General features: G+C 66.0%; 32 protein-coding genes. 15 read left to right on the top strand and 17 right to left on the bottom strand.

Translation table 11 applies throughout. The features are described 5' to 3' along the window. Window positions 1–90: 90 nt before the first annotated feature. Genes B2585_RS19295 through B2585_RS19285 form a run of 3 tightly spaced genes read left to right on the top strand, consistent with a single transcriptional unit; the run spans window position 91 to window position 2358 of the window. Window positions 91–549: a PaaI family thioesterase gene (locus tag B2585_RS19295; protein ID WP_292025565.1), complete on the top strand. Its 459-nt coding sequence runs from the start codon at window positions 91–93 to the stop codon at window positions 547–549. Continuing rightward, window positions 546–1049: a PaaI family thioesterase gene (locus B2585_RS19290; RefSeq protein WP_292025564.1), complete on the top strand. Its 504-nt coding sequence runs from the start codon at window positions 546–548 to the stop codon at window positions 1047–1049. The genes B2585_RS19295 and B2585_RS19290 overlap by 4 nt, the downstream gene beginning before the upstream one ends. Continuing rightward, window positions 1042–2358, top strand: a complete 1317-nt coding sequence (locus B2585_RS19285; RefSeq protein WP_292025563.1) for an MATE family efflux transporter — start codon at window positions 1042–1044, stop codon at window positions 2356–2358. Before B2585_RS19290 ends, B2585_RS19285 begins: the two co-directional genes overlap by 8 nt. Window positions 2359–2452: 94 nt before the next feature. On the opposite strand, the gene arsC is transcribed toward B2585_RS19285, so the two are convergent. From arsC to B2585_RS19270, 3 genes are read right to left on the bottom strand one after another with little or no spacing between them, the layout of a single operon-like run. Then, window positions 2453–2800, bottom strand: coding sequence for an arsenate reductase (glutaredoxin) (arsC, locus tag B2585_RS19280; RefSeq protein WP_292025562.1), 348 nt, complete (start codon window positions 2798–2800; stop codon window positions 2453–2455). Beyond that, on the bottom strand, window positions 2797–3861 hold the full coding sequence (locus tag B2585_RS19275) for a quinone-dependent dihydroorotate dehydrogenase (protein WP_292025561.1): 1065 nt from the start codon (window positions 3859–3861) through the stop codon (window positions 2797–2799). The genes arsC and B2585_RS19275 overlap by 4 nt, the downstream gene beginning before the upstream one ends. Then, window positions 3858–4196: a DUF952 domain-containing protein gene (locus B2585_RS19270; protein WP_292025560.1), complete on the bottom strand. Its 339-nt coding sequence runs from the start codon at window positions 4194–4196 to the stop codon at window positions 3858–3860. Before B2585_RS19270 ends, B2585_RS19275 begins: the two co-directional genes overlap by 4 nt. Before the next feature lie 225 nt (window positions 4197–4421). Here B2585_RS19270 and B2585_RS19265 point away from each other — a divergent pair, with 225 nt between their 5' ends. From B2585_RS19265 to B2585_RS19255, 3 genes are all read left to right on the top strand, one after another. Next, entirely contained in the window at window positions 4422–5990 is a 1569-nt protein-coding gene (locus tag B2585_RS19265) for a bifunctional metallophosphatase/5'-nucleotidase (protein ID WP_292025559.1), read from the top strand. Window positions 5991–6087: 97 nt separating this feature from the next. After that, window positions 6088–6396 carry a DUF1992 domain-containing protein gene (locus tag B2585_RS19260; RefSeq protein WP_292025558.1) on the top strand — a complete coding sequence of 103 codons (309 nt, stop codon included), beginning with the start codon at window positions 6088–6090 and terminating at the stop codon, window positions 6394–6396. An 18-nt stretch (window positions 6397–6414) separates the two neighbouring features. Then, entirely contained in the window at window positions 6415–7056 is a 642-nt protein-coding gene (locus B2585_RS19255) for an SOS response-associated peptidase (RefSeq protein ID WP_292025557.1), read from the top strand. Between the two features lie 169 nt (window positions 7057–7225). Here the strand turns inward: B2585_RS19255 and B2585_RS19250 are convergent, their stop codons facing one another. From B2585_RS19250 to B2585_RS19225, 6 genes are all read right to left on the bottom strand, one after another. Continuing rightward, complete coding sequence (locus tag B2585_RS19250) at window positions 7226–8533, bottom strand: NAD(P)/FAD-dependent oxidoreductase (RefSeq protein WP_292025556.1); 1308 nt, start codon at window positions 8531–8533, stop codon at window positions 7226–7228. Beyond that, entirely contained in the window at window positions 8530–9885 is a 1356-nt protein-coding gene (locus tag B2585_RS19245) for a glutamine synthetase family protein (protein WP_292025555.1), read from the bottom strand. The genes B2585_RS19250 and B2585_RS19245 overlap by 4 nt, the downstream gene beginning before the upstream one ends. A 1-nt stretch (window position 9886) precedes the next feature. Next, window positions 9887–10693, bottom strand: a complete 807-nt coding sequence (locus tag B2585_RS19240; RefSeq protein ID WP_292025554.1) for an ABC transporter permease — start codon at window positions 10691–10693, stop codon at window positions 9887–9889. 78 nt (window positions 10694–10771) lie between these two features. Beyond that, entirely contained in the window at window positions 10772–11662 is an 891-nt protein-coding gene (locus B2585_RS19235) for an ABC transporter permease subunit (RefSeq protein WP_292025553.1), read from the bottom strand. Next, a complete protein-coding gene (locus B2585_RS19230; protein WP_292025552.1) occupies window positions 11659–12810 on the bottom strand; it encodes an ABC transporter ATP-binding protein in 1152 nt (383 codons plus the stop codon). The genes B2585_RS19235 and B2585_RS19230 overlap by 4 nt, the downstream gene beginning before the upstream one ends. 51 nt (window positions 12811–12861) lie before the next feature. Then, window positions 12862–13947 carry a polyamine ABC transporter substrate-binding protein gene (locus B2585_RS19225; protein ID WP_292025551.1) on the bottom strand — a complete coding sequence of 362 codons (1086 nt, stop codon included), beginning with the start codon at window positions 13945–13947 and terminating at the stop codon, window positions 12862–12864. A 186-nt stretch (window positions 13948–14133) separates the two neighbouring features. Between B2585_RS19225 and B2585_RS19220 the strand changes: the two genes are divergently transcribed. The 3 genes from B2585_RS19220 to B2585_RS19210 all read left to right on the top strand — a co-directional run bounded on the left by B2585_RS19220 (window position 14134) and on the right by B2585_RS19210 (window position 17628). Further along, window positions 14134–14769, top strand: coding sequence for a GntR family transcriptional regulator (locus B2585_RS19220; protein WP_292025550.1), 636 nt, complete (start codon window positions 14134–14136; stop codon window positions 14767–14769). A 76-nt stretch (window positions 14770–14845) separates the two neighbouring features. Continuing rightward, complete coding sequence (locus B2585_RS19215; protein ID WP_292025549.1) at window positions 14846–16243, top strand: aspartate aminotransferase family protein; 1398 nt, start codon at window positions 14846–14848, stop codon at window positions 16241–16243. Window positions 16244–16320: 77 nt separating this feature from the next. After that, window positions 16321–17628: an NAD(P)/FAD-dependent oxidoreductase gene (locus tag B2585_RS19210; RefSeq protein ID WP_292025548.1), complete on the top strand. Its 1308-nt coding sequence runs from the start codon at window positions 16321–16323 to the stop codon at window positions 17626–17628. Here B2585_RS19210 and B2585_RS19205 read toward each other — a convergent pair. Beyond that, window positions 17625–18479 carry a helix-turn-helix domain-containing protein gene (locus B2585_RS19205; RefSeq protein WP_292025547.1) on the bottom strand — a complete coding sequence of 285 codons (855 nt, stop codon included), beginning with the start codon at window positions 18477–18479 and terminating at the stop codon, window positions 17625–17627. The genes B2585_RS19210 and B2585_RS19205 overlap by 4 nt on opposite strands. An 89-nt stretch (window positions 18480–18568) precedes the next feature. Here B2585_RS19205 and pobA point away from each other — a divergent pair, with 89 nt between their 5' ends. From pobA to B2585_RS19185, 4 genes are all read left to right on the top strand, one after another. After that, the gene (pobA, locus tag B2585_RS19200; protein WP_292025546.1) at window positions 18569–19750 is read left to right on the top strand and encodes a 4-hydroxybenzoate 3-monooxygenase; all 1182 of its coding nucleotides are present in this window, start codon (window positions 18569–18571) and stop codon (window positions 19748–19750) included. A gap of 188 nt (window positions 19751–19938) precedes the next feature. Beyond that, the gene (locus B2585_RS19195; RefSeq protein ID WP_292025545.1) at window positions 19939–20346 is read left to right on the top strand and encodes a universal stress protein; all 408 of its coding nucleotides are present in this window, start codon (window positions 19939–19941) and stop codon (window positions 20344–20346) included. An 87-nt stretch (window positions 20347–20433) separates the two neighbouring features. Further along, window positions 20434–20757 (top strand): zf-TFIIB domain-containing protein, encoded by a 324-nt coding sequence (locus B2585_RS19190; RefSeq protein ID WP_292025544.1) that lies wholly within the window; start codon window positions 20434–20436, stop codon window positions 20755–20757. A gap of 52 nt (window positions 20758–20809) precedes the next feature. Then, window positions 20810–21127, top strand: coding sequence for an antibiotic biosynthesis monooxygenase family protein (locus tag B2585_RS19185; protein WP_292025543.1), 318 nt, complete (start codon window positions 20810–20812; stop codon window positions 21125–21127). A 4-nt stretch (window positions 21128–21131) separates the two neighbouring features. Here the strand turns inward: B2585_RS19185 and B2585_RS19180 are convergent, their stop codons facing one another. The 6 genes from B2585_RS19180 to B2585_RS19155 form a co-directional block, all read right to left on the bottom strand. Continuing rightward, complete coding sequence (locus B2585_RS19180) at window positions 21132–21965, bottom strand: hypothetical protein (protein WP_292025542.1); 834 nt, start codon at window positions 21963–21965, stop codon at window positions 21132–21134. A 251-nt stretch (window positions 21966–22216) separates the two neighbouring features. Then, window positions 22217–22696: a YdcF family protein gene (locus B2585_RS19175; protein WP_292025541.1), complete on the bottom strand. Its 480-nt coding sequence runs from the start codon at window positions 22694–22696 to the stop codon at window positions 22217–22219. Next, on the bottom strand, window positions 22693–23067 hold the full coding sequence (locus B2585_RS19170; protein ID WP_292025540.1) for a hypothetical protein: 375 nt from the start codon (window positions 23065–23067) through the stop codon (window positions 22693–22695). Before B2585_RS19170 ends, B2585_RS19175 begins: the two co-directional genes overlap by 4 nt. A 48-nt stretch (window positions 23068–23115) precedes the next feature. Continuing rightward, a complete protein-coding gene (locus tag B2585_RS19165) occupies window positions 23116–23616 on the bottom strand; it encodes a HugZ family protein (RefSeq protein ID WP_292025539.1) in 501 nt (166 codons plus the stop codon). Continuing rightward, a complete protein-coding gene (locus B2585_RS19160; RefSeq protein WP_292025538.1) occupies window positions 23603–23941 on the bottom strand; it encodes a hypothetical protein in 339 nt (112 codons plus the stop codon). Before B2585_RS19160 ends, B2585_RS19165 begins: the two co-directional genes overlap by 14 nt. A 76-nt stretch (window positions 23942–24017) precedes the next feature. Further along, entirely contained in the window at window positions 24018–24350 is a 333-nt protein-coding gene (locus B2585_RS19155) for a hypothetical protein (RefSeq protein ID WP_292025537.1), read from the bottom strand. A gap of 214 nt (window positions 24351–24564) precedes the next feature. On the opposite strand from B2585_RS19155, the gene B2585_RS19150 reads away from it, so the two are divergent. Continuing rightward, a complete protein-coding gene (locus tag B2585_RS19150; protein WP_292025536.1) occupies window positions 24565–24855 on the top strand; it encodes a hypothetical protein in 291 nt (96 codons plus the stop codon). A 162-nt stretch (window positions 24856–25017) separates the two neighbouring features. Further along, window positions 25018–26019: a hypothetical protein gene (locus B2585_RS19145; protein WP_292025535.1), complete on the top strand. Its 1002-nt coding sequence runs from the start codon at window positions 25018–25020 to the stop codon at window positions 26017–26019. A 7-nt stretch (window positions 26020–26026) separates the two neighbouring features. Here the strand turns inward: B2585_RS19145 and B2585_RS19140 are convergent, their stop codons facing one another. Continuing rightward, window positions 26027–26368: a hypothetical protein gene (locus B2585_RS19140; RefSeq protein ID WP_292025534.1), complete on the bottom strand. Its 342-nt coding sequence runs from the start codon at window positions 26366–26368 to the stop codon at window positions 26027–26029. Between the last annotated feature and the right edge of the window lie 113 nt (window positions 26369–26481).

Genomic DNA, 26481 nt, shown 5'->3' with positions numbered 1-26481 from the left:
CGCCACCTTTTTAGAACGGTTCCAAGTTTGGGAGTTTAACACTTGTTTGTCAGGCAGCAAGGGGCGAATAACGGGGCGACTGGAGGACCGATGGACCGGAAGAAAAAAGCTCAACTCGTGCGCCACTTCACCGAAGCGATCCCGTTTTCGAACGCCTTATCCATGCGACTGGACGAACTGGGCGAGGGGGATGCGGTGATCTCGATGCCCCATGACGACCGTTTCGTGGGCGACCCTGCGACGGGCGTCATTCACGGCGGCGCCGTGTCGGCGCTGATGGACACGACGGGTGGCGCGGCGGTGATGAGCCACCCGGATGCGCCCGTTGTGACGGCAACGCTCGACCTGCGCATCGACTACATGCGCGCGGCCACGCCGGGTCAGCGGATCGTGTGCCGGGCCGAGTGTTACCACGTCACCCGCTCGGTCGCCTTCATGCGCGCCTGGGCGCATGATGACGACTCAGACAACCCCATCGCCACGGCGACGGGGGCCTTCACGGCGGATGGCGGCAAGACCACGGACAAGAGCGCGGGGGCCCCGACATGAGGCGCCCCGAACCCGTGCAGGTGGTCAAGGAACGCCGCGACGCGGCCCTTGCGGCACTGGTCGACCGGGTGCCCTATATCGGCTTTCTCGGCGTCCATTTCGACCGGCGCGGCGACGAACTGACCGCCGTTCTGCCCTATACCGAAACGCTGATCGGCAACCCGGCGCTTCCCGCGATCCACGGCGGGGTCACCGCTTCGTTCCTCGAGGTCACCTCGATCATCGAACTGGGGTGGGTGCTCCTGTGGGAAGAGATCGAAAGCGGGACGCGCCCTATCGAAGACATCACCCCCGAAACCCTGCCGCGTCTGCCCAAGACGATCGACTTCACCATCGACTACCTGCGCTCGGGTCTGCCGCGTGACGCCTATGCGCGCGCCCGGATCAACCGCTCCGGACGACGGTATGCCAGTGTTCATGTCGAGGCATGGCAGGACAATCGCACGCGCCTCTTCGCGCAGGCCACCGGGCATTTCCTGATGCCCGCGGGCGATGGCTGACACCACCGGGGCGATCACGCACCGCCGGGTTCTGAAAATCGCCCTGCCGGTGGTAGCCGCGAATGTCACCGTGCCGATCCTCGGCGCGGTGGATACCGGCGTTGTCGGGCAACTGGGGGAGGCCGCGCCCATCGGGGCCGTGGGCCTCGGCGCGATCATCCTCACCGCGATCTACTGGATTTTCGGTTTTCTGCGCATGGGAACCGCCGGGCTCGCCAGTCAGGCGCTCGGAGCTGGCGACCGGGGCGAGCTGGCCGCGATCCTGACCCGCGTGCTGATGATCGGGCTGGCCGGCGGTACGGCGATCATTCTGCTTCAGGTGCCAATCTTCTACGGCGCGTTCCTCATCTCCCCCGCTTCGGACGAGGTGGAGGGGCTGGCGCGGGCCTACATGGGCATCCGTGTCTGGTCCGCCCCCGCCATCATCGCGCTCTACGGCGTCATGGGCTGGCTCATCGCGCAGGAGCGCACACGCGGGCTGCTCGTCGTGCAACTGGCGATGAACGGCGTGAACATCGGCCTCGACCTTCTGTTCGTGCTGGGCTTCGACTGGGGCGTGCAGGGCGTGGCGGTGGCCACCGTGATCTCGGAGTGGAGCGGTCTGGCACTGGGCCTGTGGCTGTGTCGCGGCGCGTTCCGGGTGCCCGCGTGGCGCGACTGGGCGCGGGTCTTCGACCGGGTGAGGCTGGTACGCATGGCGCGGGTGAACACGGACATCCTGATCCGCTCGCTTCTGCTCGAAGTGATGATCGTGAGCTTCATGTTCACCGGCGCGCGCTTCGGCGACGTGGCGCTGGCCGCGAACCAGGTGCTGTTGCAGTTCCTCCACGTCACCTCCTTCGCGATGGACGGCTTCGCTTTCGGGGCCGAGGCGCTGGTGGGCCAGGCGCTGGGCGCGCGCAACCGGGCGGCCCTGCGCCGTGCGGCCATCTTCTCGTCGATCTGGGCGGCGGTGGTGGTCGTGGTGCTGGCGGCGGTCTTCGCACTCGCCGGCGGCTGGATCATCGACCTGATGGCGACTGACCCGGGCGTGCGGGAGGCCGCGCGCGGCTATCTCGTCTGGATGGTGCTGGCCCCGCTCGTGGGCTGGGCACCGTGGATGCTCGACGGCATCTTCATCGGCGCGACCCGCACGGCGGACATGCGCAACATGATGCTGGTGTCCCTGGCGGTATATCTCGTCGCGCTCGCGGCGCTCGTGCCGTGGATCGGCAATCACGGCCTTTGGGCGGCCTACATCATCTCCTACGCCGCGCGGGGCGTGACGCTGGCCCTGCGTTATCCTGCGCTGGAGAAAGGAGCGGGCTGACGCCCGCGCAGGGTGTGCGCCGACCTGCCTTCGGCCGGTCGGCGCGGTCGCGGGGCCAGCCCCGCACCCCGAGGTATTTCCGGACCGAAGAAGATCAGAGGATCTCGAGCACCTGTTCGGGCGGGCGCCCAAGACGGGCGGTGCCGTTCGCGAAGACGATGGGACGCTCGATCAGCTTGGGCGTCTGCGCCATCGCCGCGATGAGGGTCGCCTCGTCGGTGTCCCTCGTCAGGCCGGCCGCTTTGAACTCGGCCTCCTTCGTGCGCATCGCGTCGATTGCGGGGAGGCCGAGGGCCGCGAGCGCGGCGCGGATCTCCTCCTCGGTGGGCGCGTCTTCAAGGTACTTGCGCACCGACGGCGCGATCCCGCGCGCCTCCAGCAGCGCGAGCGTTTCGCGCGACTTGGTGCAGCGGGGATTGTGCCAGATGGTCACGTCGCTCATAGCCAGGTCTCCCGTTGTGTGCCGATGGCCTTGCTGATGTGGTCGTGGCCGTCTTCGGCCAGCATCCGGTCCAGCCCGCGTGCGATCCGGTCGGCGAGGCTGAGACCCTCGTAGGCCAACGCGGAGTACAGCTGCACCGCATGCGCCCCGGCCTTGATCTTGGTGTAGGCATCCTCTGGGGAGGAGATGCCGCCGACACCGATCAAAACCATGTGGCCGTCCGTAAGCCTGGACAGGCGGGCCAGGACGCGTGAGGATTTTTCGAACAAAGGTTCGCCCGAAAGCCCGCCCTTCTCGCCCCGGCTTTCACTTTTCAGACCTTCCCGGTCCAGTGTCGTGTTGGTCGCGATGATCGCGTCCAGGTGCACGGCGCGGGCCACGTCCGCGATTTCGCCAAGTTCCGCCTCGGTCAGGTCAGGCGCGATCTTGAGGAACACGGGGATGAACCTGTCCATCCCCTCGCGTGCCGCCATGACGCCCGACAGCAGCGCATGGAGCGCCTCGGCCCCTTGCAGGTCGCGCAGCTTCTCGGTGTTGGGGGACGACACGTTGACCGTCACGAAATCCACCACCGGGCCGCAGCGTTCCAGCACGCGCACATAGTCGCCCGCCCGGTCGTCGCTGTCCTTGTTGGCCCCGAGGTTCAGACCCACCGGCACGCCCGCGCGTCGGTCACGTTTGGTCAGGCGCGAGAACGCCGCTTCCATCCCGTCGTTGTTGAAGCCGAAGCGGTTGATGACCGCCCGGTCCTCGGCAAGCCGGAACATGCGCGGTTTCGGGTTGCCGGGCTGGGCGCGCGGGGTCACGGCACCCACTTCGACGAACCCGAACCCCGCCTGCGTGAGCGCGTCCACCACCTCGGCGTTCTTGTCGTAACCTGCCGCGAGTCCCACAGGGTTGGGCAGGTCGAGCCCGCCGACATGGCACCTGATCCGGTCGGATGTGAAGGTGCCCGACAGCGGCACGAGCCCCGCCTTCATGGCGGAAAGCGCAAGCCGGTGCGCGCGCTCCGGGTCCACCCGGTGCAACGCTGTCAGACCGATCCGCTCGACGAGGTTCACTTGACCTCCGCGGGAAGGACATGGCCCTCGGGGCCGAGCGGGTAGGGCTTGGCCCAGACGACATCGGTGGCGTCGAGGCTGCGGTAGAGATGCGGAAACAGCGCACCGCCCCGCGACGGCTCCCACTCAAGCGCGTCGCCCAGAGCATCGGTCTCGACGGCCACGATCATCAGCCCCTCTTCGCGGGCGAAATGCTTGGCTGCCGTTTCGGCCACCTGGCCCGCGGTCGAGAAATGGATATAGCCATCGGCAAGGTCGATCGGCGCGCCCTCGGTGCGGCCCGCCGCCTCGAACGCGGCCCATTCCTCGGCCCGGAGTATCTTGTAGATCAGCATGACCCTCAAATGCCGCGCGCCGGCGGGACGGTCAAGATGAACCGACGCTCCGGGCGTATGCAGGTCGCGCCTTTCGGCCTGTCCGCCGCCTGCCTCGCGCGCGGGCAGGGCGCCCGTTACAAAGGCGTCACGGGAATCGGCGAAGTGAGACAAGCGCTTGCCTTTGACAGGACGCGCGACTCGTCGCACTCTGACCGAATAGTCAAAAAAACAGGGAGACACCCCATGAAACGCGTCCTCGGCTCGGCGGCCGTGCTCGCCCTCTCGTCAGGCATGGCCTGGGCGGACTTTTCGCTCACCATCCTGCATACCAACGATTTCCACGCCCGTTTCGAACCGATCAGCAAATACGACTCGGGCTGCTCGGCGGAGGACAACGACGCAGGCGAGTGCTTCGGCGGTTCCGCCCGCCTCGTCACTGCCATCGAAGAGGCCAAGGGTCGGGCCGAGAACTGGCTGCTCGTCGACGGCGGCGACCAGTTTCAGGGCACGTTGTTTTACACCTATTACAAAGGCGCGCTCGCGGCCGAGATGATGAACAAGATGGGCTATGACGGGATGACCGTCGGCAACCACGAGTTCGACGACGGCCCCGAAGTGCTCTCGGGTTTCATGGACGCGGTGGACTTCCCGGTCCTCATGTCCAACGCCGACGTGTCGGGCGAGGAACTGCTGGCCGACAAGCTGATGAAATCGACCGTCATCGAAAAGGGCGGCGAGAAGATCGGCCTCATCGGTCTGACCCCCATCGACACGGACGAACTGTCGAGCCCGGGCAAGGACATCATCTTCACCGATCCCTCCGACGCGGTGCAGGGCGAGGTCGACCGGCTCACCGAGCAGGGCGTGAACAAGATCGTGGTGCTCAGCCATTCCGGCTACGGTGTGGATCAGACGGTGGCGGAAAACACCACCGGCGTCGACGTGATCGTCGGCGGTCACACCAACACGCTGCTGGGTGACATGGACGGCGCTGCCGGGCCCTATCCCACAGTGGTCAACGGCGTGCAGATCGTCTCGGCCTATGCCTATGGCAAGTTTCTGGGCGAGCTCAACGTGACCTTCGATGACGCGGGCAACGTGACCGACGCTTCGGGCGCGCCGCTCGTCATGGACGCGGCCGTGACCGAGGACGAGGCGACCGTGGGCCGCATCGCCGAGGCCGCCGAACCGCTTGACGAGATCCGCAACCGCGTCGTGGCCGAGACCTCCGAGGCGATCGACGGCTCCCGCGATACCTGTCGGGCGGGCGAGTGCCAGATGGGCAACCTGGTGGCCGAAGCCATGCTCGACCGGGTGTCCGATCAGGGCGTGACGGTGGCGATCACCAACGGCGGGGGGCTGCGTGCCTCCATCGACGCGGGCGAGGTGACGATGGGCGAAGTGCTCACGGTGCTGCCGTTCCAGAACACCCTTTCGACCTTCGAAACTGACGGCGAGAGCCTCATCGCCGCGCTGGAGAACGGTGTGAGTCAGGTGGAGGAAGGCGCGGGCCGCTTCCCGCAGATCGCCGGGATGCAGTTCACCTGGGACCCGGAGGCGGAGCCGGGCAGCCGCGTCGTCGACGTCTGGGTGCGTGAGGGCATGGACTGGGCCCCGATCGATCCCGAGGCCACCTACCTCGCCGTGACGAACAACTATGTGCGCAATGGCGGTGATGGCTATTCGGTCTTCGAAGGGGCCGCGAATGCTTATGACTTCGGTCCCGACCTGGCCGATGTGACGGCGGAGTACCTCGCCGAAATGGCGCCCTACCAGCCGTTCACGGACGGACGCATCAAGACGGCCGAGTAAACGCGACCCCGACGATACATCAGCCCTCGCCGGGTGACCGGCGGGGGCTTCCTTTTTGGGCGCGCGCCCCTATCTTTGTGGGCGAAAGGATCGCGACATGGATCATCCCCTCATGGACCTCATCTCGGCGAAGATCGCTGAGGCCGAGAAGAACGGCGAGTTCGACAACCTGCCAGGCGCGGGCAAGCCGCTGCCGAAGGACGACGATCCGGAAAACGCGCTCCTGCGGCGGATCATGCAGGAAAACAACGCCGTGCCACCCTTCATCGCGCTGGGCCGCGAACTCGAGAAGCTGCGCGAGGAGCTCAGGCGCACCACCGACACCGTGTCGCGCAAGGACATCATGAAAGAGATGTCCATGATGGAAGCCAAGATCGCCATTGCCCGCAAGGGCTGGACCGGCTGACCGCACATGTGCGGGCGCATGGCCAACACGCTGCCGCATGACGCGATGGCCAACCTGTTTGCTGCCACGCCTGCCAACGCGCTCCCCCCTCTGCCTGACTACAACATCTGCCCGACGCAGGAGGTCGCGGTCGTCACGCAAGAGGGCGGGCGGCGCTATCGCCCGATGCGCTGGGGGTTCTTGCCTGTGTGGTACAAGGCCGTGAACGACGGGCCTTTGCTCATCAACGCGCGTGCCGAAACCGTGGCCGAAAAACCTGCCTTCCGCAAAGCGGTGCGTGAGCGGCGGTGTCTGGTGCCGGTGTCGGGGTTTTACGAATGGTATCGCGCGGGCGAGGAGAAACTGCCGCACTACTTCCACCGCGCCGATGGCGAGCCTCTCGTGATGGCCGGCCTCTGGCAGGACTGGGGTGAGGACGCGCTGCCCACCTTCGCCGTGCTGACCATCGAGGCCAATGCGCTCATGGCTCCGATCCACAACCGTATCCCGGTGGTGGTCGAGCCGCAGGACTGGGCCAAATGGCTGGGCGAAGAGGGGCATGGGGCCGCCACTCTGATGCAGCCGCCCGCCGAGGAGGTCCTGACATTTCATCGCGTGGACAAGGCCGTGAACTCCAACCGCGCGGCCGGTCCCGACCTGATCGAACCGCTGGCGGCGTGACCTGACTGTGCGGGCGTGCGCCCGCGCTCTCAGATGCGAGGGGCAGGCCCCTCGCGCTCCCCGTCCTTAGTTGAGGGGTGCCCCCTCAAACACCCCGATGGGGGCCAGCCCCCAGGACTCATTTGCGGGCAAATGAGTCCTCCCCCGAGGTTTCTGGAAACAGAGAAGATCAGAGTGCGTCGCGCAGCGTGGCGAGCGGGTAGCCCAGACGCAAGATGTTGCGGCGCAGGGGCGCGAGGGGGAAGCGGCGGAGCGGGCTGCGCATGAGGGCGGGCCGGATGTCATCGCCCAGAAACAGGCGCGCGGCGGCGTGGCCGGACCAGGTGCCCATCGCAACCCCGTTGCCGTGGTAGGCCATCGCGGCGAGCGCTGTGGGGTCGCCTGCAACCACGCTCACATGGGGCAGGAGGTCGCGTGACAGGGCGGCGAGGCCGGACCAGGTCTGCGCGATCTCGACCCCGCGCCACGCCGGGAACATCGCGTGGAAATGAGCGATCAGGCGGCGGGTGGTGCGCCTGTCGGCGGCGACCGATGCGCGGATGCCGCCGCGCATACCGAACAGGAACCGCCCGTCTGGCATCCGCCGGAAATAGTGCAGGAGCGTGCGGGTGTCATAGGCCATGAGGTCCGATGTCCAGCCCTGCGCCGCCTGTTCCTCAGGGCTGAGTGGGCGGGTGACGAGGACGTTGGACTGCACCGGGAGCACCGGCGCCTTCAGGGGGCCGAGCGCTTCGGGCGTGTAGCCGTTGGTGGCGACGAGGAGGCGCGCGGCGGTGAGCGTGCCCTTCGGCGTCTCGAGGTGCCAGCGGTGGCCTGACTTGGTCAGGGTCGTGACCGGGCTCATCGCGTGAATGTGCGCACCGGCCGCGTGTGCGGCACGGGCGAGCCCGATGGCATAGGCGCCTGGGTCGAGGCCGAAGCCCTTGCGCAGGTGAAGCCCCGCGTGAAACCCCGGACCGCCCAGCCCGCGCGCGTCGAGATCGGCTTTCGACAGAACCCGCGCCCCGATCCCGTGGTCGCGGTATTGCTGCGCTTCGGCCTCGAACCCGCGTGCCGCACGCGGGGTATGGGCCAGCCGCACTTCGCCATCCGAATGGCGCTGCACGTCGATCCCGTGCCGGTCGATTAGCGCATCCACATGGTCGATGGCAGCGACCTGCGTGTCGTGCAGCGCGCGGGCCGCCGGCGCGCCGAACTGCCGCTCCAGCATGTCGCCCGAGAGCCCCGCGCCGCCGAGGCAGCAGAACCCGCCGTTGCGCCCCGACGCGCCCCAGCCAGGGGCCTGCGCGTCGAGCACGGTGACCGCAACCCCCGCCTCGGCGAGCGTGAGCGCCGCCGACAGGCCCGTGTAGCCCGCGCCGATCACGGCAACATCGGTCTCGCCCCCGGCGAAGACCGGCCAGTCCCGGTCGATGGCCCAGGCGCAATGCTCGCGAGGAGCGTCGGAATAGGCGCGCGGTTCGTAAAGGTGGGTCACAGCCGCCCGAGGTAGGTCCGGTACTCGATCTGGCTGATCGCCGTGGTCAGCTGCGAGATCTCATCGCGGCGCACAGCGGCGTAGATATCGCGGTAGCCGGGCAGGAACATCGCCTCAGCCACGTCGCTGTCGGCGAAACACTCGACCGCCGTGAACCAGTCCGAGGTGAGCGGATCGGAGAACTCCCCGTTCTGCTCGTCGAGCGGCGCGGGCAGCGGCAGGTCCGGGTGATCGAAGCCATACAGCATCCCGCCCAGAACGCCGGCGATCACGAGGTAGGGGTTCGCATCCGCCCCCGCGATCCGGTGTTCGAGCCGCGCGCCTGGCCCGGCCACTTCCGGCAGGCGCACGGCGGCGGCCCGGTTGTCGAGCCCCCAGTCGGGCGTATGCGGCGCGAAGGAGCCGCGCTGGAACCGGCGGTAGCTGTTCATGTGCGGCGCGAAGATCGCCTGCAAGTCGTCCATCGTGTCCAGCGTGCCCGCCACCGCCTGCCTGAGCAGCGCCGAGGGCTCATCCCCGCCCTCGTCGAAGACGTTCTCGCCCGCCTCGTTCACAACCGAGACATGCACATGCATCCCGTTGCCGGGGTAGTCGGCATAGGGTTTGGCCATGAAGGTCGCGCCCATCCCGTGCTTGCGGGCCACGCCACGAACGATGCGGCGGAAATAGAGCGCATCGTCGGCGGCGGCCATGACGTCGTCAGTGTGGTGGAAGTTCACCTCGAACTGGCCGGGCCCGTATTCCGCGATCAGCGTGTCCGGGGTCATGCCCTGATCCCACGCCGCATCGAGGATGTCGTCGAGGATCGCCTGCGTCCGGTCCAGCACATCTAGGTCGAAATTCTGCGCGGTGGGCGAGCGGTCGGGCGGGATCGGCGCGTCGTTCATGTCCTCGCGCGGCTTGTAGAGATAGAACTCGAGCTCGGTGGCGACCACCGGTTTCATCCCCCGCGCGGCGAAGATCTCCAGCACGTTTTCAAGCTGGCGGCGCGGCGAATAGGGCGCGACCTTTTCGTTCTCGTCATGCATCTCGCACAGAACCTGCGCGACGCTCCCGCCCGAGGCAGAAGCCCAGGGCACCGGGCGCAGCGAGCCGGGAACCGGGTAGAGCTGGCCGTCCGGGTCGCCCACGGCGATGCCCAGCCCGGTGTCTTCCACCTCTTCGCCCAGAATGTTGGGGGCATAAGTCGACAGTGGCATCCGCACACCGCCCTTGGCGATCTTCTCCTCGTCGTCGCCGGGGAGCCATTTGCCGCGCAGGATCGCGTTGATGTCGCACATCATCAACTCGACCCGTTCGGGGCGGCCGTGTTCGTCGCAGAAGGCTGCGTATTCGTCGAGGAAGTCTTGCATGTCAGGTGGCATTCTCTTCGCGCCGGCGTCGAACCACCGCGCGTTTCGTTGTGATCGAGAAAGTGATGACGCCAATTGTCACGAAACCGATCAGGATGGAAGAGAGCGCGTTGATCTCGGGGCTGACGCCCAGCCGGACGGCAGAGAAGATCTTGATCGGCAGGGTCGTCGAGGACGGACCCGACGCGAAGGAGGCGATCACGAGGTCGTCGAGCGACAGGGTGAAGCCCAGCAGCCAGCCGGAGATGACGGCGGGCGCGATGATCGGAAGCGTGACCGAGCGGAACGCGTCCCACGCTGTGCAGCCGAGGTCCAGCGCGGCCTCCTCCAGCGAGCGGTCGAAGGACACGAGGCGCGACGACACGACGACGGCGACGTAACACATCGAAAACGTCGTGTGGGCGAGGATGATGGTCAGCATCCCACGGTCCAGCCCGACCGCGATGAACAGAAGCAGGAGCGACAGGCCCAGGATCACGTCGGGCATGACCAGCGGCGCATAGATCATGCCGGAAAACAGCGTCTTGCCGAAGAACTTGCCCCCGCGCACGAGGACATAGGCCGCCGCGGTGCCAAGGACCGTGGCGAGGGTCGAGGAGATGAGCGCCACGCGCAGCGTCACCCAGGCCGCATCGAGGAACGCCTCGTTGCGGAACAACTCGCCATACCACTTGGTCGAAAACCCCGCCCAGACCGTTACCAGTTTGGATTCGTTGAACGAATAGATCACGAGGATGACCATCGGCAGATAGAGGAAGGCGAACCCGATGGTCAGGGAGGTCGCGTTGAACCAGCTCAGCCTACGCATGGGCCGCACCTGTGCTCTTCAAGGCCACGGGCCTTTCATCGCGAAGAACGGGGGCACCCCGTGATGAGCGATGCGGCCTCATCCCTCGGCCTCCCTTTGCTTTTCCTCGTTGCGCTGGAACAGCACGATCGGGATCACGAGCAGGAGCAGCAGGATCACCGCCACCGCCGAGGCCACCGGCCAGTCGCGGTTGGAGAAGAACTCTTCCCACAGTACTTTGCCGATCATCAGCGTCTGCGAGCCGCCCAAAAGGGCCGGGATCACGAATTCGCCCATCACCGGGATGAAGACGAGGAAACAGCCGGCAATGATCCCGTTGCGTGACAGCGGGAAGGTGACGAGCCAGAAAGCCTGAAACCGCGTGCAGCCCAGGTCTTCGGCCGCTTCGAGCAGCGAGGCGTCCAGCTTCTCAAGCGCCGAATAGAGCGGGAGCACCATGAAGGGCAGGTAGGTATAGACGATGCCGATATAGACCGCGGTGGGGGTGTTCAGGATCTGAAGCGGCTCGTCGATCACCCGGATCGCGATCAGAAGCTGGTTCAACAGCCCCTCGTTGGCGAGGATCGCCTTCCACGAATAGACCCGGATGAGGAACGACGACCAGAACGGCAGGATGACCAGCATCATCAGCGTCGGACGCCATTCGTCCGGTGCGCGCGCCATGCCGTAGGCCAGCGGATAGGCGACGCAAAGCGCCGCGAAGGTCGAGATCGAGGCGATCTTCAGCGACGACAGATAGGCTTTCCAGTACAGGTCATCGGTCGTCAGGAACTTGAAATTGTCGAAGTCGAGCTGGCTAACGAAATCCTTGATCCCCTGCCAGCCCGCACTCAGGTCGAGGTTCGGCGTATAGGGCGGGATCGCGAGTGCGATATCCGACAGGCTGATCTTGATGACGATCAGGAACGGCACCAGAAACAGCGCGATCAGCCACGAATAGGGCAGGAGGATGAGGGCCGCCCGCTTCATTCCGTCAGCACCACCCCGGCGGAGGCGCGGAAGGAGAGCCAGACCTTGTCCTCCCAGCTGTAGTCGCGCCGCGAAATCCGGCTGGAATTCGTCATGGTCGCCTTGACCATCTGCCCGCCGGGCAATTCGACGTGATAGGTCGACAGGTTCCCGAGATAGCCGATGTCGATGATCGTGCCCTCGACGGCGTTGGCCCGGTCGTCGGGCTGCTCGCGGGTGACGAGGATCTTCTCGGGCCGGATCGCGAAGGTGACGTGGCTCCCGTCGGCGATGTCGGCCTCGCATTCCGTGACGTGGATCGGGTCGGCCCCCGCCGCGAAGGACACGTCATAGGCGTATTCCCCGGTCGCGGTGGCCGTGCCTTCGATCAGGTTCACGTCCCCGATGAAGTCGGCCACATAGACGGTGTTGGGCGTCTCATAGATCGCGGGCGGCGTATCCACCTGCACGATCCTGCCCGCGTCCATCACGGCCACGCGGGAGGCGACGGTCATCGCCTCTTCCTGGTCGTGTGTCACGATGACGAAGGTGGTCCCGGTCTTCTCCTGAATATCCATCAGCTCGAACTGCGTCTCTTCGCGCAATTTCTTGTCGAGCGCGCCGAGCGGCTCATCGAGGAGCAGGAGCGCGGGCGCCTTGGCGAGCGAGCGGGCCAGCGCCACGCGCTGCCGCTGGCCGCCGGAAATCTGGTGCGGCTTGCGCTTGGCGAACTGTTCCAGCCGCGTCAGGCGCAGCATTTCCTGCACGCGGTCAGGGATCTCGGCCTTGGGCATGTCCGAGCGTTTCAGCCCGAAGGCGATGTTGTCGTAAACCGACAGATGCGGGAACAGCGCGTAGCTCTGGAACATCATGTTCACCGCCCGCTGGTTCGGCGGCACATGGGCCATGTCGCGCCCGTCGATCTCGATCGTGCCCTCGCTCGGCGTCTCGAAGCCCGCGAGCATCCGCATCATCGTGGTCTTGCCGCAGCCCGACGGCCCCAGCAGCGCGAAGAATTCCTGCGGATAGATGTCGAGCGTCAGGTCGTCGATCGCCGTGAAGGCCCCGAACCGCTTGGTGACGTTCTTGAACCGGATCAGGGGCACCGCCTGCGGGTCGGTCCACGGCGCGAAAGTCCCCTCTTGGGGTATCGGTTTCGTCTCTGCCATCTGTCCCCCGGATGAAAGAGGCCCCCGGACGTGCCGGGGGCCGGTGCAGGCTCAGGTGCCCGACTTGATCTTGGTCCACAGCCGCGTGACGGTGCGCTGCACCTGCGGCGGGTAGGGGGTCGTGGTGAACAGGTTGTCCAGCGTCTCCTGGCTCGGATAGATCGCGCTGTCGCCGATCACGTCCTCGTTCAGGAAGTCCTGCGACGCCTTGTTGCCGTTGGCGTAGTAGACGTAGTTGGACGCCTGCGCCATGTTCTCGGCATCCATGATGAAGTTCAGGAAGGTATGGGCCGCTTCCGGGTTCGGCGCATCGACCGGGATGGCCATCTGGTCGAACCACATCTGCGCGCCTTCCTTCGGCACGACGTACTCGATGGTATTGCCGTTGTCGGCCTCGGCGGCGCGGTCACGGGCTTGCAGGATGTCGCCGGACCAGCCGACCGCCACGCAAATGTCGCCGTTCGCCAGCGCGTCGATGTATTCGGACGAGTGAAACTTCTGGATATGGGGCCGGATCGGCATGTAGACGTCTTCGACCTTGGCGATCACGTCGGGGTCATGGCTGTCCGGGTCCTCACCGATATAGTTCAGCGCGGCCGGGATCATCTCTGCCGGCGCGTCGAGGAAGTGAACGCCGCAATCGGCGAGCTTTTCCATGTTCGCGGGGTCGAAGACCAGCGCCCAGCTGTCCAACGGGGCGTCTTCGCCGAGCGCCTCGGTCACCCTGCCGACGTTGATGCCGATGCCCGTGGTGCCCCACATGTAGTTGATCGAGTATTCCCCGCCCGGGTCGTACTTGTCCGTGCGCGTGCTCACCACGTCCCACAGGTTCTCTGCGTTGGGCAGCTGCGACTTGTCGAGCTTCTGGAACGCGCCGGCCTGAATCTGACGCTGGAGGAACGTGCCGGTCGGCACCACCACGTCATAGCCGGACCCACCGGCGAGCATCTTGGTCTCCAACACTTCGTTCGAGTCGAACACGTCGTAGATGAGATCGATGCCCGTCTCTTCCTCGAACTGGGTGAGCAGGTCTTCGTCGATATAGTCGGACCAGTTGTAGACACGCACCTCCTGCGCCGTCGCCGCACCGGCGATCAGGGCGAGGCCCGCGGTCATCGTGACCAGTTTCGTATTCATTGCAGTCTCCCTTGTTGGACTTCCGCCCCATTTTCGCGTTATTTGATCAAAAGTGACCGGTGTCGGCAAGTCGGTCAAGTCGATCACCCCGCTGGGGTCGCGTTTGACACTATCGGTGAGAACCGCAAACGCAACGGTAAGGTTGGACGGGCGAGAGGAATTGGCGTGAACGCACCGCATGAAAAGATGCCGGACCATGAAAAGGCCTACCGGGCGCTGCGCGACATGATCCTGCATGGCGAACTCGCGCCCGGTCAGGCGGTCACGATCCAGGGGCTGGTCGAGACGCTGGGCCTCGGCATGACTCCGGTGCGCGAGGCGATCCGGCGGCTCACGTCGCGTGGGGCGCTGGAGTTCAAGGGCAACCGCCGCGTTTCCGTTCCCGAAATGGACGCGGGCACCTATGACGAACTCGCCTTCGTGCGCCTCACGGTCGAACCCGAGCTCGCCCGCCGCGCCGTTGAAAAGCTGGACGAAAACGCGATAGGCGAGCTCGAAGCACTGGATGCGCGCGTCGACGACGCCATCGAGCGCGGCGACGTGCGCGACTATCTCGAGGCCAACCGCCTCTTCCACACCCGTCTCTATCAGGCCTCAGGGGCGGATGTCCTGCTCGCGATTTCCGAAATGCTCTGGCTGCGCTCTGGCCCCTCGCTGCGGGTCATGCTGGGCCGGGCGGGAACCGCGAACCTGCCCGACAAGCACCGCGAGGCGCTTGCGGCGATGCGGGCTGGGGATGCCGACGGGGTGGCGGAGGCGATCCGCGGCGACATCCTTCAGGGCATCAAGCAGGTGACCTCGACTTTGGGCGATGACGCGTGAAGTCGCAGCGGGCGCGTTGACAGTCCAAAATTTGATCATATTGTGAGCGCGACTTTTCCCCGACCCGGAGCGCGCCATGAACAAGATCACGAATCACATGCCCACCGCCGAGCTTCAGGCGATCGACGCGGCGCATCACATGCACCCGTTCACGGCGAACGACGAACTCGCGGAAAAGGGCGCGCGGATCATCACGCGGGCCTCCGGCGTGACGCTCACCGACAGCGAAGGGAACGAGATCCTCGACGCGATGGCGGGGCTGTGGTGCGTGAACATCGGCTACGGGCGTGACGAACTGGCCGAGGCCGCCGCGCGCCAGATGAAGGAACTGCCGTATTACAACACCTTCTTCATGTCCTCCCACGTTCCCGCCATCGCGCTGGCCCAGAAGCTCGCCGAAATGGCGCCGGGCGATCTGAACCACGTCTTCTTCGCCTCCGGCGGGTCCGAAGCGAACGACACCAACATCCGGCTGGTGCGCCGCTACTGGGACCTGATGGGCAAGCCCACGAAGAAGGTCATCATCAGCCGCAAGAACGCCTATCACGGCACGTCGGTCGGGTCCGCCTCACTCGGGGGCATGCAGGGGATGCACGCGCAGGGCGGTATGCCGATCCCGGACATCGTCCACATCGGTCAGCCCTACTGGTATCTCGAAGGCGGCGACATGAGCCCCGATGAGTTCGGCCTCATGCGCGCGCGCGAATTGGAGCAGGAGATCGACAAGCTGGGCGAGGACCGGGTCGCGGCCTTCATCGCGGAACCGATCCAGGGCGCAGGGGGCGTCATCATCCCGCCCGACAGCTACTGGCCCGAGGTGCGCCGCATCTGCGCCGAGCGCGACATCCTCTTCATCGCGGACGAGGTGATCTGCGGCTTCGGACGCACGGGCGAGATGTTCGGGACGCAGTATTACGACCTGACCCCCGACATCATGACGGTCGCCAAGGGCCTCTCGTCGGGCTACGCCCCCATCGGCGCCTCCATCGTGTCCGACGGCGTGGCGAAGGTGATCGACTCCGAGGAATTCACCCACGGCTACACCTATTCCGGCCACCCGGTCGCCGCCGCCGTTGCGCTCGAAAACCTGCGCATCATTGAGGAGGAGGACATCGTCGGCCATGTGAAGAACGAGGCCGCGCCTTATCTCGCCGAGAAATGGCATTCGCTCGCCGACCACCCGTTCGTGGGCGAAACGACCATCGTCGGCATGATGGCCTCGCTCGCGCTGACCGCCGACAAGTCGGTGCGCAAGCCGTTCAAAGCGCCGGCCGGAACCGTGGGCTACATGACCCGCGAACGCTGCTTCGCCAACAACCTCATCATGCGCCATGTGGCCGACCGGATGATCGTCGCCCCGCCGCTGGTAATGACGAAATCCGACATCGACACGCTTTATGAGCGCGCCGTGAAGTCGCTCGACGAGGCGTATAAGAACGTCACCGACGCGGGCCTTATGGAAACCGCCGACTGACAAGATCGCGCCCGACCCGCCCGCAGGGCGGGCGTGAACGCCCACCCTCGGGGCGGGCGCAATCCGGAGGGCGTTTCTTGACCCGTCTCGACATCCTCACCGCCAATGACCGACCGGGCGAATACCCGGCGTCCTACTACGCGGCCAGCACCCCGACGCTCGACCCGATGCCACCCGCGCAGGGCGACATCCGGGCGGACGTGTGCATCATCGGCGGCGGCTTCACCGGCCTGTCCGCCGCGCTCCATATGGCCCAATCCGGGCTGAACGTCGTGGTGCTTGAGGCGCAGCGCGTGGGCTTCGGCGCGTCAGGGCGCAACGGCGGGCAGGTGAACACCGGCCAGCGGCAGGACCAAGACGTGCTGGAGGAGATGGTGGGCGTTGAGCGCGCCCGCGCACTGTGGGATCTCGCCTGCGAGGCGGTGGAGCTCACCAAATCGCTCGCCGCCACCCACGCCCCCGACGCGGGCTTCACCCCCGGCGTCATCCACGCCGACCACCGCGCCCGCTACGTTGCCGAAAGCCACGCCTACGCCCGCAAGCTGAACGACGACTACGGCTACGACAGCATCCGCGCGCTGGATCGCGAGGAACTGCGCGCGCTCTGCGCCTCGGACGCCTATCACGGCGGCACCATCGACACGGCCGCAGGCCATCTCCACCCGCTCGCCTACGCGCTGGGCCTCGCCCGCGCCGCACAGGCCGCAGGGGCCCGCCTGTATGAGCGCAGCCGCGTGATCCGCGTGACCGAGGGCGACCCGGCGACCGTCGAGACCGATGCCGCCCACATCACCGCCGACCACGTTCTCTGGGCCACGAACGGCTATATGGGCCGGGCCGAGCCGCGCGTGGCGGACAAGGTCATGCCCATCAACAACTTCATCGTGGCGACCGAGCCGCTGGGCGAACTGGCGGACGCGCTTCTGCCGGGGAACCACGCTGTCGCGGACTCCAAGTTCGTCATCAACTATTTCCGGCTGTCTCAGGACAAGCGGATGCTTTTCGGGGGCGGCGAGAGCTATGGCTACCGCTTCCCCAACGACATCGCCGCCAAGGCGGGCAAGCCGATGCGCCAGATTTTCCCGCAACTGGCCGATGCCCGGATCGACTACGCCTGGGGCGGCACGCTCGGGATCACGATGAACCGGATGCCGCATTTCACCCGGCTTTCCCCCAATATCTACGCCGCCACCGGATACTCGGGGCAGGGGGTCGCCACCGCCACCCTGGCGGGCAAGCTGGTCGGCGAGATGGTGGCGGGGCAGGCGGGGCGCTTCGACCTGATGGCCTCGGTTCCGACCCCGCGCTTTCCCGGCGGCGCGGCCCTGCGCACCCCGCTCCTCGTTGCCGGGATGCTCTGGTTTTCGCTCCGCGACCGGCTCTAACCGCCCGTCCGCGCCTCGATCTGTTGCCGGAACGCGCGCGGCGACAGGCCCGTGGCCCGGCTGAACACCCGGCTGAAATGCGACGGGTCCTGATACCCGAGCGCATAGGCCACCTCGGACACCGACAGGTTGGAATAGGCAAGGTTGCGGCGCGCCTCGCGGATCACCCGGTCCTGAATGACGCCCGAGGCCGGTCGTCCCGTCGCCGCCCGCATGACCCGGCTCAGGTGGGTCGGCGTCACCGCCAACTGGCCGGCATAATCCGCGACCCCTAGATGCTCGACAAAATGCGCCTCCACCAGCGCCTCGAACCGGCGTTGTAGCGTGGTGTCGGGCGAGGCGGCGGCGGGCGCCTGATCCGCGATGGCCCGCGCCACAAGCCCGGCAAGCAGCGCGATCCGCGCGCGCAGCACATGGGCGCGGCCGAAATCGCGCGTCTCGAACTCGTCGAAGATCGTGGTGATCGTGTCGCGGATATCCATGTTGCCGGGCACCTGCGCGGGGCGCGACAGCACCGGGCGCAGGCCCTCGCCCTCGGCCAGCCATTCGTCCAGAACCTCGCTCGCCACCGTCACGACCCAGCCCTGCGTGCCCGGCTCGAAGCTGTAGGAATGGACGCAGCCGGTCGGCACGTTCACGACCGTATTGTCAGATAGGTCCACCTCTACATCATCGAACCGCCCTCGTGCATGGCCGCGGTGCAGCATGAGGAACTGATGCAGCCGCCCGTGCCGGTGCGGTGTCAACTCCCAGTCATGCAGGGCCGAACGCACCTCGATCGTCTCGCAATGCACGACATCGGGCAGGTCCGCGAGCTCTCCGAACAGGTTGAAATTGGCGATCTGATCCATGTTCGATCCGTACATGTTTCGGACGGGTCGGTCCATTCAAATGACCGCATCGCGGAGGCATCTATCGACGGAACGCGAGGAGGAAACGCATGACCACCACCAAGACCAAAGTCGGAATCATCGGGGGCGGCCCGTCCGGTCTGCTCCTGTCGCAACTGCTGGACCTCAAGGGGATCGACAGCGTCGTCCTCGAAAGGAAGAGCCGTGACTACGTTCTGAGCCGCATCCGCGCGGGCGTGCTGGAGCAGGGCTTCACCGACCTGATGCGCGAGGCGGGCGTGGGCGAGCGGATGGATGCCGAAGGCGAAATTCACGAGGGCGTCGTGATCTCGGACAACGGAACCGAACACCGCATCGACCTCAAGGGCCTGACCGGCGGTGATACGGTCATGGTCTACGGCCAGACCGAAGTGACCCGCGACCTCTATGACGCCCGTGAGGCGCGTGACGGCAAGGTCATTCACGACGCCGACAACGTCCAGCCCCATGACCTGACCACCGACGCCCCCTACCTGACATATGAGAAGGATGGCGAGACGCACCGCGTCGATTGCGATTTCATCGTGGGCGCCGACGGCTTCCACGGGGTGAGCCGCAAGTCGATCCCCGAAGACAAGATCACCGAATACGAAAAGGTCTATCCCTTCGGTTGGCTCGGCATCCTGTCCGAAACCAAGCCGGTGCATGACGAGCTGATCTACGCCCGCTCCGAGCGCGGCTTCGCCCTGTGCTCGCTGCGCAGTCAGGTTCTCAGCCGCTACTACGTTCAGGTTCCGCTCGACGACAAGGTCGAGGATTGGTCGGACGACCGCTTCTGGGATGAGCTGAAAGCACGGCTGCCCGAGGACGTGGCGGCCCGGCTGGAAACCGGCCCGTCGATCGAGAAATCCATCGCCCCGCTGCGCTCGTTCGTCTGCGAGCCGATGCGCTACGGCAACCTGTTCCTCGCAGGTGACGCGGCCCATATCGTGCCGCCGACCGGGGCAAAGGGCCTGAACTCGGCCGCAAGCGACATCTACTATCTCTACCACGCGATGGTGGCGCATTATGATGAAGGCGACAGTTCGGGGCTCGACAGCTACTCGGAAACCGCGCTGCGCCGCGTCTGGAAGGCCCAGCGATTCAGCTGGTGGATGACGTCGATGCTGCACCAGTTCCCGAACGAAGACCCGTTCGACCAGAAACTTCAGGAAATCGAGCTGAGCTACTTCCTGTCGTCCGAGGCCGCGCGCACATCGCTGGCCGAAAACTATGTGGGCCTGCCGTTCTGATCGCACCGCAGGCCGGATGACCCGAACGCCCCCGCCCTTCCGGCGGGGGCGTTTTCGTCTTGTCCGAGGGGCGGAGCCAGTGCCCTGACGCCCCGCCGATCATGCCCCTGCGGCGGTTTGACCTATGTCATGGCCGCACCCCCCGACGCGCCCGTATGTAAGCTCAGACAGAAACGGAGCGCTGACAGATGTACAAGAATATCCTGGTCCCCATCACCTTCGACGAAACGCGGGACTCCAAAACGGCCCTCGAAATCGCCCATGCGATTTCCGATGAGGGCGCAAAGATCACCGCCCTGCACGTCGTCGAGGAAATTCCTTCCTACGTCGCGCAATACCTGCCCGAGGGGCAGATGACCGAGAACGTCCACGAAATCGAAAAAATCCTCGCCGAGAAGATCGCGAACGAGGTCGGGGTGGACGTGAAGGTCGTGCAGGGTCACGCGGGCCACTCGATCGTCGATTACGCCGCCAAGAACGGCGTCGACTGCATCGTGGTCGCCTCCCACCGGCCGGGCTTCCAGGACTATTTCCTGGGCAGCACCGCTGCGCGCGTCGTTCGGCACGCGCCATGCTCGGTCCACGTCGTGCGATGAGGAGGATCTGCGCACACGGGTGAGGCGGGGCGGGCCGGTTGCGGCCCGCCTTTTTCGTGCGCATATGCCTTGCAGGAGGTGCCGCGCATGATCTGTCCCAACTGTGCCCGCGAGATGGAGCACATCACACGCCACGGCGTGACGCTCGACCGGTGCGAGGTCTGCGGTGGCATCTGGCTCGACCGTGGGGAGCTTGAGCATCTGCTGGAAACGGTGCGCGCGCCCGTCGTCCTGCCCAACCCGGAACCCGCCCCGCGCCCGGCCGCGCCCGCGCGCCGGCCCGAGCCCACCCGGCGCGAACCCCGGTGGGAGGAGCGCGCGCCGAAGAAGAAGGGCAAGCGCAAGGCCCACCGGAAGAAATACTCCCCCAAGGCGCGGATCAAATACATGCTGAAGGAACTGCTCGACTGAGTTTCGCGGGCGCGGCAGCGGTGCTACGCTCGGGCCAACACAGGAGGAACCGATGCCGACCATCCAGACGTCCAACGAATACCAGACCGTGCTCACCACCTTCGAGACGACCCCCGGCACCTGTCAGGATCTGCTCGACCTGCTGAACGATGCCTATGCTGTGTTCATTTCCAAACAGCCCGGTTTCATCGGGGCCGGTCTGCACGTCAATGATGCGCAGACGCGAATTGCGAATTATTCGCAATGGGAAAAGCGCGAGGACTTTCAGGCGATGCTGCGCACCGACGAAATGCGGCGGCGCAATCGCGAGATCAACGACCTGTGCAAGAGTTTCGAGCCGGTGATGTACGAGCTCGCGGCGACCTTCTGAGCAATCAGCTTGCGCGCCGTTTGGGGGCCGTGCGTCCCTTCGCTGCAGGGCTCATGCGGCGGTCGTCCACCCGGCGATGGCGCGACAGCGGCGCGGGCACGACCGGCCCCTGAACCGGCGCTTCGGCCTTGTCCGGCAGTCCGGACCCCGCATTCCCCAGGCGGCGCAGAACGCTCACGACCTCGGTGCGCAGCCGCGCGATCCGGCCCGAACCCGGGCGCGGCCCGCGGCCACCCGGGTAAAGACGCAGGCCGAAGAACGCGCCCAGCCGCACCTTGCGCAGATGTCCCAGAGCCTCGGCCCGCTTCTGTTCCAGCACGGCCTTCAGAAGCCAGGACGCCGAGAAGGCCCAGACGCCAAGGCTTTCGTCCCAGTAGACGACGTTGTGGGCTTGGATGACCTCGGCGAGCCAGCCGGAGCCGTTGTTCTTGATCCCCGACAGGATCATCACGTTCCAGCCCGTCGTCCACACGATCGCCCCCATGACGAGGTAGAATTTGCGCTCCCACCCGGTCGCGTCGGGCGCGTAGATCAGAAAGCAGGTGAGCGACATCATCAGGTAGAGCAGGACCGCCGAGACATAGTGGAACGCCGGCGACAGCTCCAGCCCGAGGGCGCGCTGCGTGAAGGTCGAGATCGTCTCGCTCTCGTTCGGGAAGAAGGCGACGCCGATCGCCGCCAGCCCCGCGACCATCGCGATCAGATCGGGCGAAATCCAGCGGCCCGGATAGCGTCGCAGGCCCCGGTGAACGGCAAGGAAAAGCCCGATGGCCACCAGCCCGCCGACGAGCAGATCACGCTGTGTCGTGTGAAAGAAATCCGAGATTGTCGGCTGCACGCGACCGTCCGCGACAAGGCCCGCCACTGCGAGAAGCAGCGGCAGTAGTATTCCAATCAGTCCAAAAGCGATGCGAAGCCGGAAATAGGCTCTGGCGCCGTCTTGAACGTGGTTTCTGGGCCATAAACTGTTCATGTTTGGTCGACGAGTGGCAGCACCACCAGTCTACGCCAGCGGGTGGCCCGATCAAGCCACGTCAGGCGAGCAACACGGTAAGGATACCCCTACTAGTTGCGTGCTTTTAGTCAAATTTAAGACAAATTGTCGCGCGGAAGGCGCCGCAATGCATACCAAAAAAGAGCCGGGACCTCGCGTATCACCGCCTTTGTGATTCGCCAAGGATTGCCGCCCCTTAGCGGCGTGGTCACGCCGCTTGCGTCCAGTCCGAGCCGCCGAGCGGTCAGAAGCGCCCGCGGCAGATGCCATGAATCCGTCACAATGACCACCCGTGCGCGCGGACCCAAAAGCCTCCGGGTTTGGACCAGATTTTCGAGCGTCGAGGTAGACAGGTTTTCCAGCAGGATCCGGTCGGACGGCACGCCCATGCCGGTGAGGATCTTGGCACTCGCCTCGGCCTCCGATGGTGGATGCTCTCCCACCGCGCCGGTGGCCACGATCCGCTCCGCCTGACCGGCCAGGAACAGACGCCCGGCCGTCTCGGCGCGACGCCGCAACGCTGGCGAGGGCACACCGTCGGGCCAGACGGCGGCGCCCATCACCACCGCGCTCACTCCGGGTAGAGTTGGGCGCACTGGGCTTTCGCGAGGTTGGCTTTCTCCTGCAACGCGGGCAGCCGGGCCTTCAGCGCGGCAAGCTGGCGGCGCTGGTCGGCGACATCGATCGGCACCGGGGTCTCGACCGTGCGGAAATCCGTCTTGGTGCACTCGTAAGGCTCGCCGTCCCGGTCGCGACAGACGGCCCGATACTCGTAGGGTTCGGTCGAGCGATGGATCGCATAGCCGCGCGCCACGTTCCCCTCAAGCTCTCCGATCCGGCTCTCGGCCGCGCGCAGGTCCTGCGTGTTGCGCAGGACGCAAAGGTCCTGCTCGGTGCAGGCGGCAAGCGCGAGGAGCGCGGCGAGGGCGAAGAGACGTGATTTCATGGTGCGATCATGCGGCGGCGGGCGCGGGCTGTCTAGCGGGCCGGCGCGTCAGCCAAGGCCGAGGTCGGCGGGTGTCAGCCGGAATGCCTTGCCGAACCCGCCGTTCAGATGCGCGGCCACCACGTCGAAGGTGACGAAGTGGAAATCCGCGAAGTCGACATAGAGTTTCGATTTCGGATGGGTGGCGAGGTAATGCGCCCGCAGCGCCGGGTCCTTGCGCAGAAACCGCGCGGTCGCCTCGAGCGTGAGGCGCGGATGCGTCAATGGATCGCCGCGCGGTCCCGGCTCTCCGACCAGCAGACTCGCCTTCGGGTCGGCCCGCAGCGCAACCGTGTGCGCCGCAAGGTCGGACACCAGCGTCAGCGGCGCGCCCCGCGGCGTCGTGCCAAGGGCGATGCGAGTCACGACGGGGCGACCCTCCGCCAGCACGGCGAGGGCCGCGAACCGTGCCTCGTCGATCAGCGACCGGGCCAGCCGCCGCGCCTCGTCATCCGTCGGGCGGATCGGGTTGGTCCGGGGCCTCTCGGGCCCCGTGTCAGGCACAGCCATCTATCGCCACGCGATGCGCGCGGCCTACGCTGTTCATGCGGTTGAGAAGGTCCGTAATGCCGACCCCGCGCGATGTGGCCACGGCGACGATCCCTTCGTCCCAGGCTTCCCGCCGGCGAATGCCACCGGCGCGGGCGCTGGCGGCTTCGTCCGCAACGGCATCGTAAAGGGCGAGGGCCTCGGCCCCCACATCGGCGCGCAGTGCGTCGGTCGCACAGGCGCATTGGCTGTCGCTGGTGCCCGGTCGCGCCTCGCACATCGCTGCGGCATCCGCCCGGGCGAGGCCCGGCGCGAGGGCGAGGATGACGACTGTTAGGCGTAACATGGCGCAAGCCTAAACGCGCCAAAGGGCAGGACGCAATGGCCCCGCCCCAGAAGTGATCATGCGCGAGCAGTCAGGCTCAGCTACAGGTGTCGATCGCGTTGACGTGCTTTTGCCCAACGCTTTCCATGCGCAGGAGCAGGTCTTCGCCGGTCATGTTGTTCTGCGTCGCAGTGCTCTCGAAGGCGGATTCCCATGCATCGGCAAGGGGCATCTCCTCACCTTTCAGCGACAGGAAGGTGTCGCTGAGCGTGTCATAGAGATTGCGGTCTTCCAGCGTGATGTTGCTGTTGAGCGATGTCGTGGCGCAGTCGCACTGCGTCGCGGAAGTGCCCATGTCGACGCACAGCTCGGCGGACCCGGCGTGGGCGGCGAGCGGCATCAGGGCCAGAATGGACAGAAGCTTTTTCATTGCAACGGTTCCCAGGTCAATTTGAGCCTTAAGGAGTCGCACGACTTTGCGGTGGATTTGTGGCGCGGATGTGCCGGACATGGGGCGGCCCGCGCGGGTTGCGTGACGTGGCGTAGCAGCGCGCCACCCCCTCCCGCTGGTGGAACATTTGCCCAGAGCGAGCGGTTGATCACACGAGACGGCAACGATTTGCCGACACAGAAAGGATGGGAACATGAACAGAGGAACCGCGATCATACTTGGCCTCGTGGTCATCGTCGTGCTGGCCTTCGGGTTCTACATGGTCGATTTCGACGTGACCGAAGAAGGCGCGATGCCGGATGTCGACGTCTCGGTGGAAGAGGGTGACATGCCCGAAGTCGATGCCGAGGTGGGCGAGATCGAAACCGGCACCGAGACCGAAGAGGTCACCGTCCCGGATGTCGATGTGGATGTCGACACCCAGGAAGAAGAAGTCGAAGTCCCGACCATCGACGTGAACCCGCCGGAAGACGACAACCAGTAAGGTCGTTCGAGCGGACGAATATCATGCCCCTTCGCGGTGACGCGGAGGGGCTTCGTTCTGCCTGAGTGCGAAAGGTCCGGACGGCGCCGGATTTGACAGGCTCCGCCCGTGGGCTAGTCTCGAACCGATCGGTCGATAACCGACAGGCGAGCCGGGGGAGACATGCGCCGCATCCTGATGATCTGTGTCCTGGTGGGTGTGCTGCCGTCCCTCGCACGCGCGGAACCGGTCACCAAATATGCGCCGATCGTGGTGGACCCGGATTTTCCGGGCGTCTTCGCGCTCTTGGGCACCATCGACGGGCGCACGGCGCTGAACTTCGAGCGTGCGATGGACGAATACGGTCGGCCGGACGTGCTCCTGCTGTCCAGCGGCGGCGGGCTGGTGGGCCAGGCCCTGCTCATCGCGCGTCGGGTGCGCGAGATCGGGGCGGACACGCATATCTCCGAAGGCGACCGGTGCTTCTCCGCCTGCGCCTACATCTTCCTCGCAGGCACCGTCCGCAACGCCGAAGGCGATCTCGGGCTGCACCAGATCAGCTCGGACAATGCCGACCTTGTCAGCGGGCAGATGTCGGTCTCGGACATCATCGACACGCTGTCGGATTTCGATGTGCCGAACGACCTCATGGTCGAGATGTTCCGCACGCCGCCCGACGAGATGTATATCCTGACAGACGCGGAGAAGGTCCGCTACGCGCTTCTGGCCGGGCCAAGCGGGCGGGGGGCACCCGATCCGCGCGCGCCGGAGCCGCCGGTTGTCACGCCGGGGCGCAGCGCGGAACGGGCGGCGTTCGACTTCCTCGCGGCCTTCTTCGCTGCGTGGTCGCGGCCCAACGAGACCGCGCTGGAGCGCACGGTCGCCATGTACGGGCCGAGCGTCGATTTCTACGGAACACGATATTCCAAGGGGGAGGTCGCGGCGGAAAAGGCGCGCTTCGCCGAGCGCTGGCCAAGGCGCGACTACCGGATCATCGGCGAGACGGTGGCGATCTCCTGCGATACGGCGCGGTGCTATACGCAAGGCAACTACAGCTTCCGGTCGAGCTCGTCGGTGATCGGGGACGAGTCGGCGGGGGTGGCCTATTTCGAGATGATATTACAAAGACTTGGCGCCGGTTTCGCCATCATCAAGGAAGACGGGCGCGTCGTCGAACGGCGCTAGGGCCCGCCTACTTGCAGGTGTCACCCAGCGCCCGGTGAACCGCGCCGGTTTGGTCCAGCGACGCCTTCAGCGCCTCGAGGGGCATACCGTTTTGCTGGGCGACCGCGGCGACGGCGGCGCGCCAGGCTTTGAGCCAGCCCTGGCCGGTGGCGCGGTTGGCGAGGTAACCCTTTGTCACCGCATCATAAAGCGCCACCTCGGAGCCCGAAACCTGTGCCCTAAGCTTCTCGGTGGCGCAGGCGCATTGCGCGGGCTCGGTGCCCGGCAGGACGCGGCAGAAGGCCGTGATATCGGCCTGTGCGGCCAACGGGGCAAGGGTGAGGACGGTGGCGAGGGCGATGCGTTTCATCCCGAAACGCTAGGGGCGTGCGGGGGGCTTGTCCATCGGGATCGCTGTCACATTGCGGGGAGCGGGCGCGCGGCGCGCGGGGCCTTCATGAAAAGGGCGAACATCCGCTCACG

It is taken from the genome of Maritimibacter sp. UBA3975, from assembly GCF_002384975.1.
Taxonomy (GTDB): Bacteria; Pseudomonadota; Alphaproteobacteria; order Rhodobacterales; family Rhodobacteraceae; genus Maritimibacter.
Note: the sequence above shows the minus strand (reverse complement) of the source record. Positions and strands in the feature narration are given on the sequence as shown.

What these genes read in the sequence shown, in the direction of transcription:
- B2585_RS19195 (WP_292025545.1), top strand. Translation starts at nt 19,939, where the DNA reads ATGTACAAGAATATCCTGGTCCCCATCACCTTCGACGAAACGCGGGAC.
- B2585_RS19155 (WP_292025537.1), bottom strand. Translation starts at nt 24,350, where the DNA reads ATGAAAAAGCTTCTGTCCATTCTGGCCCTGATGCCGCTCGCCGCCCAC.
- arsC (WP_292025562.1), bottom strand. Translation starts at nt 2,800, where the DNA reads ATGAGCGACGTGACCATCTGGCACAATCCCCGCTGCACCAAGTCGCGC.
- B2585_RS19150 (WP_292025536.1), top strand. Translation starts at nt 24,565, where the DNA reads ATGAACAGAGGAACCGCGATCATACTTGGCCTCGTGGTCATCGTCGTG.
- B2585_RS19190 (WP_292025544.1), top strand. Translation starts at nt 20,434, where the DNA reads ATGATCTGTCCCAACTGTGCCCGCGAGATGGAGCACATCACACGCCAC.
- B2585_RS19295 (WP_292025565.1), top strand. Translation starts at nt 91, where the DNA reads ATGGACCGGAAGAAAAAAGCTCAACTCGTGCGCCACTTCACCGAAGCG.
- B2585_RS19185 (WP_292025543.1), top strand. Translation starts at nt 20,810, where the DNA reads ATGCCGACCATCCAGACGTCCAACGAATACCAGACCGTGCTCACCACC.
- pobA (WP_292025546.1), top strand. Translation starts at nt 18,569, where the DNA reads ATGACCACCACCAAGACCAAAGTCGGAATCATCGGGGGCGGCCCGTCC.
- B2585_RS19220 (WP_292025550.1), top strand. Translation starts at nt 14,134, where the DNA reads ATGCCGGACCATGAAAAGGCCTACCGGGCGCTGCGCGACATGATCCTG.
- B2585_RS19145 (WP_292025535.1), top strand. Translation starts at nt 25,018, where the DNA reads ATGCGCCGCATCCTGATGATCTGTGTCCTGGTGGGTGTGCTGCCGTCC.
- B2585_RS19215 (WP_292025549.1), top strand. Translation starts at nt 14,846, where the DNA reads ATGAACAAGATCACGAATCACATGCCCACCGCCGAGCTTCAGGCGATC.
- B2585_RS19165 (WP_292025539.1), bottom strand. Translation starts at nt 23,616, where the DNA reads ATGGCTGTGCCTGACACGGGGCCCGAGAGGCCCCGGACCAACCCGATC.
- B2585_RS19205 (WP_292025547.1), bottom strand. Translation starts at nt 18,479, where the DNA reads ATGGATCAGATCGCCAATTTCAACCTGTTCGGAGAGCTCGCGGACCTG.
- B2585_RS19290 (WP_292025564.1), top strand. Translation starts at nt 546, where the DNA reads ATGAGGCGCCCCGAACCCGTGCAGGTGGTCAAGGAACGCCGCGACGCG.
- B2585_RS19235 (WP_292025553.1), bottom strand. Translation starts at nt 11,662, where the DNA reads ATGAAGCGGGCGGCCCTCATCCTCCTGCCCTATTCGTGGCTGATCGCG.
- B2585_RS19160 (WP_292025538.1), bottom strand. Translation starts at nt 23,941, where the DNA reads ATGTTACGCCTAACAGTCGTCATCCTCGCCCTCGCGCCGGGCCTCGCC.
- B2585_RS19240 (WP_292025554.1), bottom strand. Translation starts at nt 10,693, where the DNA reads ATGCGTAGGCTGAGCTGGTTCAACGCGACCTCCCTGACCATCGGGTTC.
- B2585_RS19245 (WP_292025555.1), bottom strand. Translation starts at nt 9,885, where the DNA reads ATGCAAGACTTCCTCGACGAATACGCAGCCTTCTGCGACGAACACGGC.
- B2585_RS19225 (WP_292025551.1), bottom strand. Translation starts at nt 13,947, where the DNA reads ATGAATACGAAACTGGTCACGATGACCGCGGGCCTCGCCCTGATCGCC.
- B2585_RS19265 (WP_292025559.1), top strand. Translation starts at nt 4,422, where the DNA reads ATGAAACGCGTCCTCGGCTCGGCGGCCGTGCTCGCCCTCTCGTCAGGC.
- B2585_RS19270 (WP_292025560.1), bottom strand. Translation starts at nt 4,196, where the DNA reads ATGCTGATCTACAAGATACTCCGGGCCGAGGAATGGGCCGCGTTCGAG.
- B2585_RS19285 (WP_292025563.1), top strand. Translation starts at nt 1,042, where the DNA reads ATGGCTGACACCACCGGGGCGATCACGCACCGCCGGGTTCTGAAAATC.
- B2585_RS19260 (WP_292025558.1), top strand. Translation starts at nt 6,088, where the DNA reads ATGGATCATCCCCTCATGGACCTCATCTCGGCGAAGATCGCTGAGGCC.
- B2585_RS19170 (WP_292025540.1), bottom strand. Translation starts at nt 23,067, where the DNA reads ATGAAATCACGTCTCTTCGCCCTCGCCGCGCTCCTCGCGCTTGCCGCC.
- B2585_RS19230 (WP_292025552.1), bottom strand. Translation starts at nt 12,810, where the DNA reads ATGGCAGAGACGAAACCGATACCCCAAGAGGGGACTTTCGCGCCGTGG.
- B2585_RS19140 (WP_292025534.1), bottom strand. Translation starts at nt 26,368, where the DNA reads ATGAAACGCATCGCCCTCGCCACCGTCCTCACCCTTGCCCCGTTGGCC.
- B2585_RS19255 (WP_292025557.1), top strand. Translation starts at nt 6,415, where the DNA reads ATGGCCAACACGCTGCCGCATGACGCGATGGCCAACCTGTTTGCTGCC.